The 12893-nt window shown below is 51.8% G+C and carries 14 protein-coding genes; 3 read left to right on the top strand and 11 right to left on the bottom strand.

Annotated elements, in window-relative coordinates; all coding sequences use genetic code 11:
• Positions 1 to 6: 6 nt before the first annotated feature.
• From ACKI3C_RS05025 to ACKI3C_RS05055, 7 genes are all read right to left on the bottom strand, one after another.
• Positions 7 to 660 carry a trimeric intracellular cation channel family protein gene (locus ACKI3C_RS05025; protein ID WP_407402678.1) on the bottom strand — a complete coding sequence of 218 codons (654 nt, stop codon included), beginning with the start codon at positions 658 to 660 and terminating at the stop codon, positions 7 to 9.
• Between the two features lie 8 nt (positions 661 to 668).
• Positions 669 to 1835 carry a M24 family metallopeptidase gene (locus ACKI3C_RS05030; RefSeq protein ID WP_407402680.1) on the bottom strand — a complete coding sequence of 389 codons (1167 nt, stop codon included), beginning with the start codon at positions 1833 to 1835 and terminating at the stop codon, positions 669 to 671.
• Between the two features lie 17 nt (positions 1836 to 1852).
• Positions 1853 to 2389, bottom strand: a complete 537-nt coding sequence (locus ACKI3C_RS05035; protein WP_407402682.1) for a gliding motility lipoprotein GldH — start codon at positions 2387 to 2389, stop codon at positions 1853 to 1855.
• A complete protein-coding gene (gene ricT, locus ACKI3C_RS05040; RefSeq protein ID WP_407402684.1) occupies positions 2322 to 3764 on the bottom strand; it encodes a regulatory iron-sulfur-containing complex subunit RicT in 1443 nt (480 codons plus the stop codon). The genes ACKI3C_RS05035 and ricT overlap by 68 nt, the downstream gene beginning before the upstream one ends.
• 23 nt (positions 3765 to 3787) lie before the next feature.
• Entirely contained in the window at positions 3788 to 5329 is a 1542-nt protein-coding gene (gene rny / locus ACKI3C_RS05045) for a ribonuclease Y (RefSeq protein WP_407402686.1), read from the bottom strand.
• Positions 5330 to 5508: 179 nt separating this feature from the next.
• Positions 5509 to 5805, bottom strand: coding sequence for a hypothetical protein (locus tag ACKI3C_RS05050; protein ID WP_407402688.1), 297 nt, complete (start codon positions 5803 to 5805; stop codon positions 5509 to 5511).
• A 10-nt stretch (positions 5806 to 5815) separates the two neighbouring features.
• On the bottom strand, positions 5816 to 6109 hold the full coding sequence (locus ACKI3C_RS05055; protein WP_321625817.1) for a hypothetical protein: 294 nt from the start codon (positions 6107 to 6109) through the stop codon (positions 5816 to 5818).
• Between the two features lie 161 nt (positions 6110 to 6270).
• On the opposite strand from ACKI3C_RS05055, the gene rsgA reads away from it, so the two are divergent.
• Positions 6271 to 7206, top strand: coding sequence for a ribosome small subunit-dependent GTPase A (rsgA, locus tag ACKI3C_RS05060; protein ID WP_407402690.1), 936 nt, complete (start codon positions 6271 to 6273; stop codon positions 7204 to 7206).
• 215 nt (positions 7207 to 7421) lie between these two features.
• Positions 7422 to 7625: a winged helix-turn-helix domain-containing protein gene (locus ACKI3C_RS05065; RefSeq protein WP_407402692.1), complete on the top strand. Its 204-nt coding sequence runs from the start codon at positions 7422 to 7424 to the stop codon at positions 7623 to 7625.
• Positions 7626 to 7728: 103 nt separating this feature from the next.
• Here the strand turns inward: ACKI3C_RS05065 and ACKI3C_RS05070 are convergent, their stop codons facing one another.
• The 3 genes from ACKI3C_RS05070 to ACKI3C_RS05080 all read right to left on the bottom strand — a co-directional run bounded on the left by ACKI3C_RS05070 (position 7729) and on the right by ACKI3C_RS05080 (position 11095).
• Positions 7729 to 8784: a helix-turn-helix domain-containing protein gene (locus tag ACKI3C_RS05070; protein WP_407402694.1), complete on the bottom strand. Its 1056-nt coding sequence runs from the start codon at positions 8782 to 8784 to the stop codon at positions 7729 to 7731.
• Between the two features lie 397 nt (positions 8785 to 9181).
• Complete coding sequence (locus ACKI3C_RS05075) at positions 9182 to 9943, bottom strand: hypothetical protein (RefSeq protein ID WP_407402696.1); 762 nt, start codon at positions 9941 to 9943, stop codon at positions 9182 to 9184.
• A 252-nt stretch (positions 9944 to 10195) separates the two neighbouring features.
• Positions 10196 to 11095, bottom strand: a complete 900-nt coding sequence (locus ACKI3C_RS05080) for a hypothetical protein (RefSeq protein ID WP_407402698.1) — start codon at positions 11093 to 11095, stop codon at positions 10196 to 10198.
• A 129-nt stretch (positions 11096 to 11224) separates the two neighbouring features.
• Here ACKI3C_RS05080 and purT point away from each other — a divergent pair, with 129 nt between their 5' ends.
• On the top strand, positions 11225 to 12418 hold the full coding sequence (purT, locus tag ACKI3C_RS05085) for a formate-dependent phosphoribosylglycinamide formyltransferase (RefSeq protein ID WP_407402700.1): 1194 nt from the start codon (positions 11225 to 11227) through the stop codon (positions 12416 to 12418).
• Here the strand turns inward: purT and ACKI3C_RS05090 are convergent.
• The gene (locus tag ACKI3C_RS05090; protein WP_407402702.1) at positions 12396 to 12818 is read right to left on the bottom strand and encodes a hypothetical protein; all 423 of its coding nucleotides are present in this window, start codon (positions 12816 to 12818) and stop codon (positions 12396 to 12398) included. The two genes, purT and ACKI3C_RS05090, sit on opposite strands and share 23 nt — an antisense overlap.
• Between the last annotated feature and the right edge of the window lie 75 nt (positions 12819 to 12893).

The following is a 12893-nucleotide window of genomic DNA, read 5'->3' on the forward strand; positions in this document are numbered from 1 at the left end:
TTCTTGTTAGGATTTATCTTTTTTAGTTTCGTCATCCTCACCGCTATAGCTGTAATGCAATGCGGGGAACGACCAGTTGTACTTCACCGCGAGGAACCTCAGCACCACCACAAACACGGCGCAACACATCTGCGGCACGATGGGGTGCGGGTCGATGAGCCCCACTGCCCAATAGACGATGCCACCCATGATGCATGCCGTGGCATAAACCTCCTTGCGGAACACCAGCGGCACCTCGTTGATAAAGATGTCGCGCAGCACACCGCCCATAGCGCCCGTGACGGTTCCCATCATGATTGCCATCCACATGGGGTGCCCCATCATGAGAGTCTTGTAGATGCCCACATCGACAAACAATCCCAGGCCAAAGGCATCAAAGATGTAGAACGTGCCCTCAATGCGCACGAGCCACTTGCGGAAGATTATCACAATGGCAAGGCCTATCACCGTGGCGATGACGTAATTCACGTCGTCCATCCAGAATGCATCTACGCCCAGCAACACGTCGCGCACGGTACCACCGCCGAAGGCTGTGATGAAACCTATCACGTATGCCCCAAACCAGTCAAACTTCTTGGCAGCAGCAAGACGAACACCACTGATGGCATAGAATGCCGTGGCGACAAGTTCCATTATATATTCAAACGATCCGAATGTCATTTCTCAATTCAAACTAGCGGTGTGATTGCCTCAGGAGCAAGGGTGATGCATTCCATGCCCGACTCTGTCACGACATAGGTGTTCTCGATGCCCACGGCGCCCACGCCAGGGATTACAAATTTAGGCTCGACAGCGATGACATTGCCCACGGCAAGCACATCGCGGCTGCGAGGTGCCAGCACGGGAGCCTCGTTGACCTCAATGCCCACGCCGTGGCCCACGAAGCCTGCTTTCTGCCTGTGTCCCATGAAATAGTCATCAAGTCCGGCCTGCTGCGCCATCTCCAGCGAGATTTCATACAGACGCTTTGCCTCAACACCTGCTTTGCCTTCCTGGGCTATGCAACGGTTAATCTCAATCGACACGCGATGAGCCCGCAACGCGAGTTCGGGCAACTCGCCCACAGCATAAGTGCGGGTCATGTCGGTCATGTAACCGTTGAAATTGCCACATGCATCCACCATCACAGCATTCCCGCTGGCTATCGTGGTGCCATCGGCACCCACTGGGAGCGACAAGTCCTGCCCTGCCCCGCCCATGGCAAAGTCATAAGGGCTGGCATTGTCGGCATTGGCGCCACACAGGATATTGGCCATAAACAGTTCCATTGACTGCCCGTGCACTCTGAATAGTCCCAGGCAACCATGCTTGCGCAGCAACCGTTCTATCTCAATCTGCAAGTCCACATCGGTCATTCCGGGATGATATACCTCGGGGATGTGGCTATAAGCCTCGACATGTTTCACTCCACATGCACGCATCAACTCTATCTCATATTGCGACTTGACCGACCGCAGCTGGCGCATCATGCCCGATGCATCGACAATGCTTGCCCCGGCAAACGCCTTGGACAGGCGGTTGTAATCAGCCACCGAGAGCGTGTCGAGCTGGAGTGCCAGCGTTGCAGGCACTGTGCCCACAATCTCGGCAATCTGCTCGGGCTTGCGTATGTAATCCACACCCGAGAACCCGACGGGACGACGCACGAAATAACTTGCGCTAGCGTCTTGGCCCACAAGGATATATCCGGCAAAGACCCTGCCGCTCAAGTAATACAGCCCTACGTTGTCACACACCAGCATAGCTTCCACGCCGGCATTGTTGAGTAACAAAGCAAGACGCGATACTCGCGCCTTGACTTCGTCTTGTAAGTGTTTAGGAATGAAACTATCCATGTTACGTTCTGCTCGTTTTATTTGGCCGCCTTCAGTGTGATACCCACGTCTTCCACGTTCATGATAGTATCGCACCCCTTCATCGCGGGCCACACGATGATGCTCTTGACCGCACTGCACGGAATGGACTCAACAACGCTTGCGCTGCACTGGTACAGACCACCGAATCCGCTCCCGTTCAAGTTGCCATATTCGTCACTCACAGCAATGCTCACGGGAGTGCGCACCACATGATGAAGCGAGTCCATGACGTCAACTATAAGGTTCAGGCTGCGGTAAGCAAAATTGTTATTATGCCTGACCGACAAGATGATCTCGCACTCGTTTATCGTCGAGTCGGGGAATTGAGGTTCAAACTTCAAAGGCACCTGCGAGACCCACCCGTGGGATGGAACATCTTGAAACTGACAATAGAAGTTCTGCTCGGAAGTACAGCCTCCCAAGCCCAGCAACATGACGACAACTGCCATGGCAGCAGCCACAAGTTTAATCCTTGGGCTGTTGCTGGCGGCGGTTGTTGTTGCCTTCGGCGCTATTGGAGTTTCCGTTCTCATTTCTGCGCTTATTGGGATTCCCCTGGTGGCGGTTGCCGCCTCCGTGACGACGCTGGCGGTCGTTGCGGGGAGCTTCACCTTGTTCGCCACGCGGGCGTCGGTGCTGGCGTGAGCGGTTAGATTGCTCGCCTCCCTCCTTGTTATTGTCGGCAGCGGGAGCAGGACCATTGTCGCGGCGTGATTCCCTGCGGGGTTCACGCGACGACTGGTCGCGTTGCTGGCTGTCGCTCGCGCCATTGTTTTCCTGACCACGGGGACGCTTGTTGTTTTTCTTCTTTTTCTTCTTGTCGAAGCGATTGATCGCATCTTGGCCCAGAATGTCGCCAAAGGCCTTCTTCTCGGCCTGCTTGTCATTGTCGTCAAGCGACAACTTGTCGGGCCGCACGCCACTGCGATTCAGTGCCATCACCTCAAACACTCGTTCGGCAGGAAGCGTCACGAGATTAGCAGGCACATTGCGGTCGGTAGAATATGTGATCTCGCGCTTGAGCACATCGGCCTTGAAATAATAATACAAGCCGTCTTTCGTTTCCAGTTGCACGTCGCGTGAGGGCATTGCCTTGGAAGCCTCAACATAGGTGTCCACCTCAAAGTTGATGCAGCACTTGAGTTTAGCGCACTGTCCGGCAAGCTTCTGCGGATTGAGAGAGATGTCCTGGAACCTTGCAGCACTAGTTGCAACCGACACAAAGTTGGTCATCCAGCTAGCACAGCACAGCGGTCGTCCGCAAGGACCTATTCCGCCTATGCGTCCGGCCTCCTGGCGTGCGCCGATCTGCTTCATTTCAACGCGTATCTTGAACACATCGGCCAGTACCTTGATGAGCTGGCGGAAGTCCACGCGTTCGTCGGCGATATAGTAGAATATGGCCTTGTTTCCGTCGCCCTGGTATTCCACATCGCCTATCTTCATCTTCAGTCCCAGGTCAACGGCAATCTTGCGCGAGCGTATCATGGTGTCCACCTCACGAGCCTTTGCTTCCTCAAAGCGCTCCAGGTCTTGGGGCTTTGCCTTGCGGAACACCCGCAAGATTTCGGTGTCGGGACGCAGGTTGGCACGCTTCATCTGCAGCTTGACAAGGCGTCCGGTCATTGCCACCTCGCCTATGTCATGCCCGGGGTTGGCTTCGACGGCCACCATGTCGCCAGCCTTGAGGGGCAGGTGCGACGAGTTGCGATAGAAGCCGCGGCGGGTGTTCTTGAAGTGCACCTCGACGATATCAAACTCTTCGTCGTTGCCTGGCACGTCTTCAAGCCAGTTGTAGCTGTGCAGGTTGCACCGGCTGCACTTGTTGTCGCCGCAGCACCCTGTGCCGCAGTTCAAGCACGCTTCAGCGCTGTCGTTAACTGGTTTCTTGTTATATTCCTGATTCATGAATAACCTTTTTTAGGTATAACTTACTTAGCGTAGCTCACTGCACGGGTTTCACGGATAACGGTGATGCGCACCTGTCCGGGATAAGTAAGTTCATCTTGAATCTTTTGAGCGATTTCGTTAGAGAGTTTTTCGGTCTCTGCGTCGCTGATCTTGTCAGCGCCCACGATCACGCGCAGTTCGCGGCCTGCCTGGATTGCATAGGTCTTGACAACGCCGGGATAGCTGAGTGCGAGACGCTCAAGGTCGTTAAGGCGCTTGATGTAGGCCTCAACCACTTCGCGGCGTGCACCAGGACGTGCACCCGAGATTGCGTCACACACTTGCACGATGGGAGCATAAAGGCTCTGGGCCTCTTCCTCGTCGTGGTGGGCAGCGATTGCATTGCAGATGTCGGCTTTCTCCTTGTACTTCTCAGCAAGCTTCATACCGAGGATTGCGTGCGGCAATTCGGGCTCGTCATCGGGCACCTTGCCTATATCATGCAACAGACCGGCACGGCGGGCCTTCTTGGGATTGAGACCCAGCTCGCTTGCCATCACGGCACACAGGTTAGCAGTCTCACGTGAGTGCTGCAACAGGTTCTGGCCATAACTTGAGCGGTATTTCATCTTACCGATGAGACGAATGAGCTCGGGGTGCAATCCGTGGATACCCAGGTCAATAGCGGTACGCTTGCCAGTCTCGATAACTTCCTCCTCTACCTGACGGCGAACTTTAGCAACTACCTCCTCGATGCGAGCAGGATGGATACGTCCGTCGGCCACAAGCTGGTGGAGCGCCAGGCGGGCAATCTCGCGACGCACGGGGTCGAAACCAGAAAGCACGATAGCCTCGGGGGTATCATCAACGATGATCTCGATGCCTGTGGCTGCCTCGAGAGCGCGGATGTTGCGACCCTCGCGGCCTATGATGCGGCCCTTAATCTCATCGTTCTCAATGTGGAACACTGTCACAGCGTTTTCGATGGCGGTCTCTGTTGCCACGCGCTGGATTGTCTCTACGATGATGCGTTTTGCCTCTTTGTTGGCTGTGAGTTTAGCATCATCCATGATGTCGTTGATGTAACTTGCGGCAGCAGTCTTGGCCTCGTCCTTGAGAGACTCCACGAGTTTCTCCTTTGCCTCCTCTGCGCTGAGACCGCTCACGTGCTCAAGTGTGTCGCGCACGCTGCGTTCCATCTTCTCGACCTCTTTCTTATAGTCGTCAAGGACTTCCTGCTGGTGCTCAAGGTTTGACTTCAGGTTGTCAACCTCGTTGCGTTTGCGCTGCACGTCGGCCTGCTGCTGGTTGAGCTGAAGCTCGCGCTGCTTGAGCTTGGCCTCGCTTGACTGCACCTTTGAGAGGCGTGCGTTGGCCTGCTTCTCAGCTTCGCTCTTGATTGACATACCTTCTTCCTTACCCTTGATCACCTCGTTGTTCTTGAGAACTTCGGCTTCAAGTTTGGCCTTCTCGATAATCTCGTTGGCCCTTGATTTTGCATTGCGCTTAGCCATCATCTGGGCGATTACCATGCCCACTGCGAAAGCTACAACAGCTGCAATTGCGATATAAACAAATTCCATGTATAAAAATAATATGTGAATAAAATATTAATAAAAAATGCACAACCCTTGTGCGACAATCCGCCCCAGCCTAGGGCGGCGATAAGTCCACAATGAGTGTGCAGGAACCTAAATCTCAACTCTTCAAAATTGTCACTGACCGACAATATGCACAATGCTGGCAGACTGCGCTACCCGCATCACACATCCACGACAATGCTGTCAAGTTCTTTTTCAAACTTTTTCAAGAAGTCATTCACCCCTCTGTTGGCCGCATACTCGTTGTAATAGAGCTGGGCAAACCTGAATGCAACCCTTGCTAGCACCTCCGACGATGAACCTTTCTCGGCAAACTGACGCATCCACCTGTCCCACAACGAGTTGACAAGCTCCTCCGCCCTGCGGCATTGCTCCTCCTCGCTGGGGTTTACGCTGAGCGGAATGGGATTCACGTCAGCCAGGTGCAACCATATTTGTTTCTTTGCTTCGTTTGCCATTATCGTGTTGTCATGCATTTAATTGATTAATGCACTTGTCAATGTCCCGCACTATCTTGGAAATCATCGTCTTGCCTCGTGCCGCAGCTTCGGCATTGGGCGCAACCATGTGGGCCATGCGCAGATATTCGTTCTCACGCTTGACGCGTTCCATCTCTATGCGCAGCTTCTTATTCTCTTCCTGCACACGCTGCAACTCGGCGACAGCCTGTTCTTTTGCTGCCGAGAGAGCATGGTATTTCTCAACCATCACAGTGCTCTTGCTTACTAACCGAGCCAGTGTGTCTTGAAGTTCTGTTGCCACTTTCTTTCCAAGTTTTGCACAAAATTACAAAAAATAAGTGAAACAACAGCAATAAACCCGCTAAATATTCAACTAAATGGCATAAAAAAAATTCGCTCACGCTATTTTTTTCACAACAATGAATGAAAAATCAAGAATTAGGTTGTAAATTTGCATTCACAATGAAAGGACTTGTAATTAAAAACACCGGCAGCTGGTATGTCGTGCGCCATGACGACGGCACGCTGCATAACTGCAAAATCAAGGGCAACCTGCGCCTCAAGGGTTTCCGTTGCACTAACCCCGTGGCGGTGGGCGACATCGTCACAATCGAGATCAAAGGCGACGGAACAGCTTTTATCCGCTCTATCGAGGAGCGACGCAACTACATCATTCGCCGCGCCAGCAACTTGTCGAAGGAGTTCCAAATCATAGCGAGCAACATCGACCAGGCCGTTCTTGTGGTCACGCTTGCCAACCCCGTGACCAACACCACTTTCATTGACCGTTTTCTTGCCACCGCCATGGCCTACAACGTGCCTGCCGTCATCGCAATCAACAAAACCGACCTGCTCGACAGCGACGACGACAAGGCATACCTCGACGCCGTGGCTGGCCTATACAAATCAATAGGTTACGAGGTGCTCACACTATCCACGGTCACAGGCCAAGGAATTGACAGCCTGCGTTTGTCACTTGCCGGCAAGATGTCGCTGCTTTCGGGCAATTCCGGCGTAGGGAAAAGTTCTATTATCAACTGCCTCATACCTGACGCCCACGTGCGTGTGGGCGATGTGTCGCAGTCACACCACACCGGCATGCACACCACCACATTCAGTGAGATGCTCGACCTGCCTGGCGGGGGCTGCATCATCGACACCCCAGGAGTTAAGGGATTCGGCACCATCGACTTCAAAAAAGAAGAAGTGGCCCACTACTTCCCCGAAATTTTCAGCATCTCCGAGGGTTGTCGCTTCAACAACTGCACCCACACCCACGAGCCCGGCTGCGCCGTGCTCGAAGCCGTCGAGAACCATTACATCAGCGAGTCGCGCTATGCCAGCTACTTGAGCATCATCACCGACGACCCCGACGACAAGTACCGCAAGGCATTCTAGCCAAATTTTTTAGATCACTCGCGCGCGTGTGCACGCAAGAAATGCCGCCTGTGCCCGAGGATCAGCCATCTCATTGCGCGCGCACGCACGCAAGAAAAGCCACTTTATGCAATCGGTTGCATAGCGCTATGTGCATGTTTGTGCAGCAATTTTATTGACCATTGGACAAAAAGTCGTTACCTTTGCAACGTTTTTAAACTTAAATGATTTTTATTATGAACGTAGAAACTATTGGTTTATGGGCAGGTGCCGTATGGAACGCCCTCAACGATGCCAAAGGCACGCTTAACGTGAAGGGTCTCAAGAAGGCCACTAAATTGAAAGAGAAAGAAGTTTACGCAGCTATCGGCTGGCTCGCTCGCGAGGGCAAGGTTAATGTAAACGAAAACGAAACCGAGGTTGAAGTAAATCTTATCTGATCTATTCAGTTTTAAGAAACAAAAATGCAAGGGTATTGTCAAAACATGGCAATACCCTCTTTTTTCACCCGCACCGAGGTACTTCCATGATTCAGAACATCCGTCAATCTATCGTTGCCGCAAATTCCTTGGGCGTCATACCTTTGACCTTAACAAACGCCTTGTTGAAGTTGCTGCGGTCACCTATTCCCACCATTTCAGCCACCATGCTGTAGGTGTAGTCGGGGTGCTGCCGCATTATCTCGCAGGCATACTCAATGCGCAAGCACATGCGCCACTGGCGGAACTCTGTGCCCAACCGGTCTTTGAAATAGGCGCGGAACACAGTAAGGCTCACGCCCAATTCAGCAGCCAGCGTCTCCGACACGAGGTCGTTTTTCACAAATTCCTTGCGCTCAATCCATTCAGCCAGATTGGCCTCGAGCACATCAAACGCCTCGTCGCTGGCACCCATTACAACCAGTGGTGTTTCTTCGGTCTTTTCAGCCCGGCCATACACCTTGTTGACGACAACAGCAGTGCGGTAGCAATAATTCACAAAGCACAGTGTGACATACACATACGCCACTGCGGCGCATAGCATCCACACATCATAGGCTTGCACGGGCAGGAATATCACCACACACACCGACAGACCCAGCAGCGACACCATCACGTAGAACGTTTTTATCCACTTGTAACTGTAGGCGCTGTCCTCGTCGGTCACGTCGTCGGTCACCTTGATAAGCTCACGGTAGTTTTGGTAAAATTTATACTGATAAAACACAAAAAGTGCGAGATACACAACTAGCGCCAATGCAAGCGACACCACAAAGCGGTCACGCCACATCACCACCACCATCACCAGCTGCATCGCATTTGCCGTGAGCACCGCCAGTGCAGGCACCACCCACCGGCGTGAGAGTTCCCTTGGAGCCACAAACGCCACACCTGTGCAGCAAAACAGCAACGCCTGCATGCTACCGCTCACCAACGTGCTTGTCTGGATTATCTCGTGGGTAGATGGCAGGTTGAACAACACCGTCTTGAGACACGACAAACCCACGACAAGAAACACAAGCGCCAGGCACGTGCGGCACACCCTCATGCGCCTCCACTCGGGACGACGAGGTATCTTCACCATCGACATAAACCCTGCCGACGTCAGAAACGAAAACATTGCCACACTACTGGCCACCTGATGCACATCCATGATGCAAAGTTAGCACCTTTTTGCGGTTTTTGCAACCATTTAGTCACCACTTTTTCCCAAGTAATAAAATGCCACTCCCAGCACTCTAGTAGTTCCCCCTACCGAACAACAGCTGTGCTAGGGTGTTCTTCATCTGATATATTCCCTGTCACCCCCCCTCTGCCCCGTCAGGAAATATCTTGACAAATAACAGATAAAACATTTAAACCTCAAGTAAAAATTCACCATAAAGTTTTAGTGCAACTTTAGGATGAATTCTACCCATCAAACATGGCTTTGCTTACACTCCTGCCAAATAACTCGAAAGGGAACGAATCAATCACGATTCATTCCCTTCCTAATATTAAACATCAAACTATTATAATCATTTGAATGATCCGCCGCGCAGCAGATACAGTTTTACCGTGCGGCTGAAATCCTCGATTTGCTCCTTGCTGATGAGTTTCACGTGATTCATTCCATCGTCGCCGTGGAGCTTGAGTTGTGCCCAATACTGACAGTGAGACAGGGCGTAAACAAGATCCTTATCGGCAACCTTGAGTTCGTCGTCGCTCTGCTCCCAAATCATGATGCCGTCTCCCTTGCCACGCTTGATGTTCACTGGACGGAACTTATACTCGAAACCGTCGATCTGGAACACCATGTCGTTGTAGTTCAATGGGTCGTCAGCGTAATACTGCACACGCAATCGCAATGCACCGGGATTGCCCTGGCCGTCTTCGGTGAAATACAAGTAAACGTCGTTAGTAGTGTTATCTACAACCGCATTCTTGGGAAGAATACTGTTATAACCCGACACGACTTTTGACTTGAAGGAACCGATAAGTTCCTCTTGGGTCTCCGCAATAGTGTCGTCCTGCCAAGTCATGCGCTTGGGCTCGTCAAATTTGTATTCCTTAATTGAATAATCCTTTTCAAGAAGCTCCTTCAAGAAACTCTTGTCCACAGTTGACTGTTGTGCAACAGGATTTTTAGTAACTATTGTGCCGCAAACGGGGCACTTGCCTTCGCCCGAGAAATGAGGCATCGCATTGTTGCCTTGTAACAATGAGCAACTGCTCGCCCCTGCCAATGCTGCAAACGTAAACGCAACGCCCGCTATGCGATTGATAAATTTGCTGTTCATAATCAAGTGAATAATAAAATTTTCCACAAAGTTAATACATTACTTTTAATTTACAAAATTAAATTAACAATTTATGAAAACAAATTTATTTTTGTTCGTAAACAAAAACTGCTACATGAGGGTATCTAGAAAGAAAACAAGGAGTATAACACAGCTTTTTGTCCATGCGGACAAACTTGTTATACTCCTGTTAGCCAAAACATTAGTATCAGATATGGTTTACATTCCTGCTGGGTGTGATTTCGAGAAGCGTTAAAACTTGCCTCCCATGGCACGATATAGTTCAAAAGTGTGGGCGAATGCCTCGAGTTGTTTATCGGTGAGCATCTTCACGTGGTTCATGCCATCGGCTCCCTTGAGCGAGATGCGTGCCCAGTGGCAATGCGACAATGCGTACACCAGATCTTTGTCCTTGGCAGTGAGAGCATCCTCGCTCTGTTCCCAATACATGCGCGCCCCTTGCTTGCCTCGTGCGGGTTTGCTTGGGTGAAAATTATAGTTAAAGCCATCAATGGTAAATGTTATGTCATTGTAGTTCAATGGGTCGTCGGCATAGTACTGCACTCGCAGATGCAGACGTCCAGGGGCATTACCGCTTGATTCGAAGCAGAAGAACACATCGTTAGCGTCATTGGCAAGCGAAACGCCTTTCGGGGTATAGAACGTGTTGCCGTTGCGACGACCGCTCGACACATGCGACAGCAGTCCGTTCACGTCGTTGCTCACGGGATCATCTTTCCATGTAATAGGTTTGGGTTCTTCATAGAGGTCAAACTTCTTGAGCGAATAGTCCTTGCTCAGCAATTCTTTCATGAGCGACTTATCGACACTGGCAGCGGCTTGGCGCTGGGCGGGTCTAGGCGGAATCACGCGGTTGTCGTGCTTGCTCTTGTTCTTTGCCTCTTTCTTGGCTTCCTTTTCAAGGCGCTTGGCTTCTTTCTCCTGCTCCTTGGCCTCACGAGCTTGTTCTTTGGCCTCGTGGTCCTTGTGCATCTGCTTCATCGCCTTGTCAAACTCTCGCTCTGGATGCAGGCGGCGCACAGGCAGGCGGACACTCGGGTCAAGGTCTTTCTCATCGGGGACTGCATGAGCATCGAGGCCGAAGGTCGCCGCTGCGGCCAGCATTATCGCATATACAAAGTATTTTTTCATTATAATTTAATGTGTTGGTCCACAAAATTACTCATTCATAGCCACACGAGCAAACTTTTTACATTTTTTTAAGTTGTGTGAACCGATAATGATAACTAACTTTGCAAAGAAAACATAAACACATTTGCTATGGTTAAAATCGGTAGTACATGCAGTGAGATTGGAACAAAGGCCCTATTGCTGGGCAGTGGTGAACTGGGCAAGGAAGTAGCCCTTGAATTACAACGCTTGGGCGTTGAGGTTGTGGCATGCGACCGCTACGAGGGTGCGCCAGCCATGCAGGTGGCACATCGCTGCCACGTGTTCAATATGCTCGACGGCAACGAGTTGCGCCGCGTGATTAAGCTTGAGAAACCCGACCACATCATTCCCGAGGTTGAGGCTATCGCCACTCCCGTTCTTGTAGAGCTTGAGAAAGAAGGCTACCACGTCACTCCCACCGCCACCGCCGCATGGCTCACAATGAACCGCGAGGGAATACGCCGCTTGGCAGCAGAGCAACTGGGCATCACCACATCACGCTACCGTTTTGCCAGCACCGAGGAAGAGTTCCACGAGGCTGTTGCCCAAGTGGGAATACCCTGCGTAGTGAAACCCATCATGAGCTCTAGTGGCCACGGACAGAGCACCGTGAAGTGCGAGGCCGATGTGGACCGGGCATGGAGCATCTCGCAAGAAGGCGGACGTGCAGGCGCCGGACGAGTCATCGTCGAGGCTTTTGTCGATTTCGACTATGAAATCACCATGCTCACAGTGCGCAGCGTGGCTGGCACATGCTTCTGCGAACCCGTGGGACACATTCAGGAAGATGGCGACTACCGCTACTCATGGCAACCACAAGCCATGAGCACCAAGGCACGCGCTGCTGCCGAGGACATCGCACGCAAGGTCACCGACGCACTGGGTGGCTACGGAATCTTCGGCGTGGAGATGTTTGTCAAGGGCGATGAGGTTATCTTCAGCGAGGTTTCTCCCCGCCCCCACGACACCGGCATGGTGACAATGATATCGCAAGACATGAGCGAGTTTGCGCTCCATGCACGCGCTCTCATGGGGCTGCCTGTCCCCGAAATCAAATTCTACGGCCCCAGCGCATCACGTGCCGTGGTAGTGGAAGGCGACACTAATCGCATTGAATTGTCGGGCATCGACAAAGTGCTCGAAGAACCAGGCGTGCAGATGCGCATCTTCGGCAAGCCCGAGGTCAAGGGACACCGACGCATGGCTGTGATCCTGGCAACCGACACCACTGTGGAGGCCGCACGCGAGAAAGCCGCACGAGCCTACGACCGACTCACCATCACCACCCTGCCACGAGAATAAGGTCGCGAGCCTCAAGTTTCACTCGCTTACACACCCTGTACGCAAGCTTAACCCCTTTACATGCGAGTTTAATCCCTTTGCACGCTAGTTTAGCCCCTTTGCATGCGAGAGTATAGCTTGCCTTGCCTGCCGTGATCGCATTTCTTGCGATTACAGGCATGTAGCGGCGTGTAGTTCCCCATGCTTTTTTCACAGCATCAGCCACGACCACTTGCCAAGTGCTCGCCGACTCATCGCCACACAGTGCAGAAACATCGCTGAACGACAAGTCACAACGACTCCCGTCGCGAGAAAACATGATAAACGGATAGCGATATTCGCTAGTTGCATAACCACAATCAAGGCTGCTGTCATCTCTCTTATTCAAGAAAGGAACTAAAGATGTAATGCTATTTTTCATACTGTTTCTTATTTTTATTGCAAAATTACCCACCACCCCGGCACAAAACAAGCACACCAATGTTAACATATCTTA

It is taken from the genome of Sodaliphilus sp. (assembly GCF_045598405.1).
GTDB classification, from domain to species: Bacteria; Bacteroidota; Bacteroidia; order Bacteroidales; family Muribaculaceae; genus Sodaliphilus; species Sodaliphilus limicaballi.

Excerpts from the sequence above, each read along its gene's own strand:
- ACKI3C_RS05065 (WP_407402692.1), top strand. The coding sequence starts at position 7,422 with ATGAACGTAGAAACTATTGGTTTATGGGCAGGTGCCGTATGGAACGCC.
- ACKI3C_RS05035 (WP_407402682.1), bottom strand. The coding sequence starts at position 2,389 with ATGAGAACGGAAACTCCAATAGCGCCGAAGGCAACAACAACCGCCGCC.
- ACKI3C_RS05090 (WP_407402702.1), bottom strand. The coding sequence starts at position 12,818 with ATGAAAAATAGCATTACATCTTTAGTTCCTTTCTTGAATAAGAGAGAT.
- ACKI3C_RS05050 (WP_407402688.1), bottom strand. The coding sequence starts at position 5,805 with ATGGCAAACGAAGCAAAGAAACAAATATGGTTGCACCTGGCTGACGTG.
- ACKI3C_RS05030 (WP_407402680.1), bottom strand. The coding sequence starts at position 1,835 with ATGGATAGTTTCATTCCTAAACACTTACAAGACGAAGTCAAGGCGCGA.
- ACKI3C_RS05075 (WP_407402696.1), bottom strand. The coding sequence starts at position 9,943 with ATGAACAGCAAATTTATCAATCGCATAGCGGGCGTTGCGTTTACGTTT.
- rsgA (WP_407402690.1), top strand. The coding sequence starts at position 6,271 with ATGAAAGGACTTGTAATTAAAAACACCGGCAGCTGGTATGTCGTGCGC.
- ACKI3C_RS05025 (WP_407402678.1), bottom strand. The coding sequence starts at position 660 with ATGACATTCGGATCGTTTGAATATATAATGGAACTTGTCGCCACGGCA.
- ACKI3C_RS05080 (WP_407402698.1), bottom strand. The coding sequence starts at position 11,095 with ATGAAAAAATACTTTGTATATGCGATAATGCTGGCCGCAGCGGCGACC.
- purT (WP_407402700.1), top strand. The coding sequence starts at position 11,225 with ATGGTTAAAATCGGTAGTACATGCAGTGAGATTGGAACAAAGGCCCTA.
- rny (WP_407402686.1), bottom strand. The coding sequence starts at position 5,329 with ATGGAATTTGTTTATATCGCAATTGCAGCTGTTGTAGCTTTCGCAGTG.
- ACKI3C_RS05070 (WP_407402694.1), bottom strand. The coding sequence starts at position 8,784 with ATGTTTTCGTTTCTGACGTCGGCAGGGTTTATGTCGATGGTGAAGATA.
- ricT (WP_407402684.1), bottom strand. The coding sequence starts at position 3,764 with ATGAATCAGGAATATAACAAGAAACCAGTTAACGACAGCGCTGAAGCG.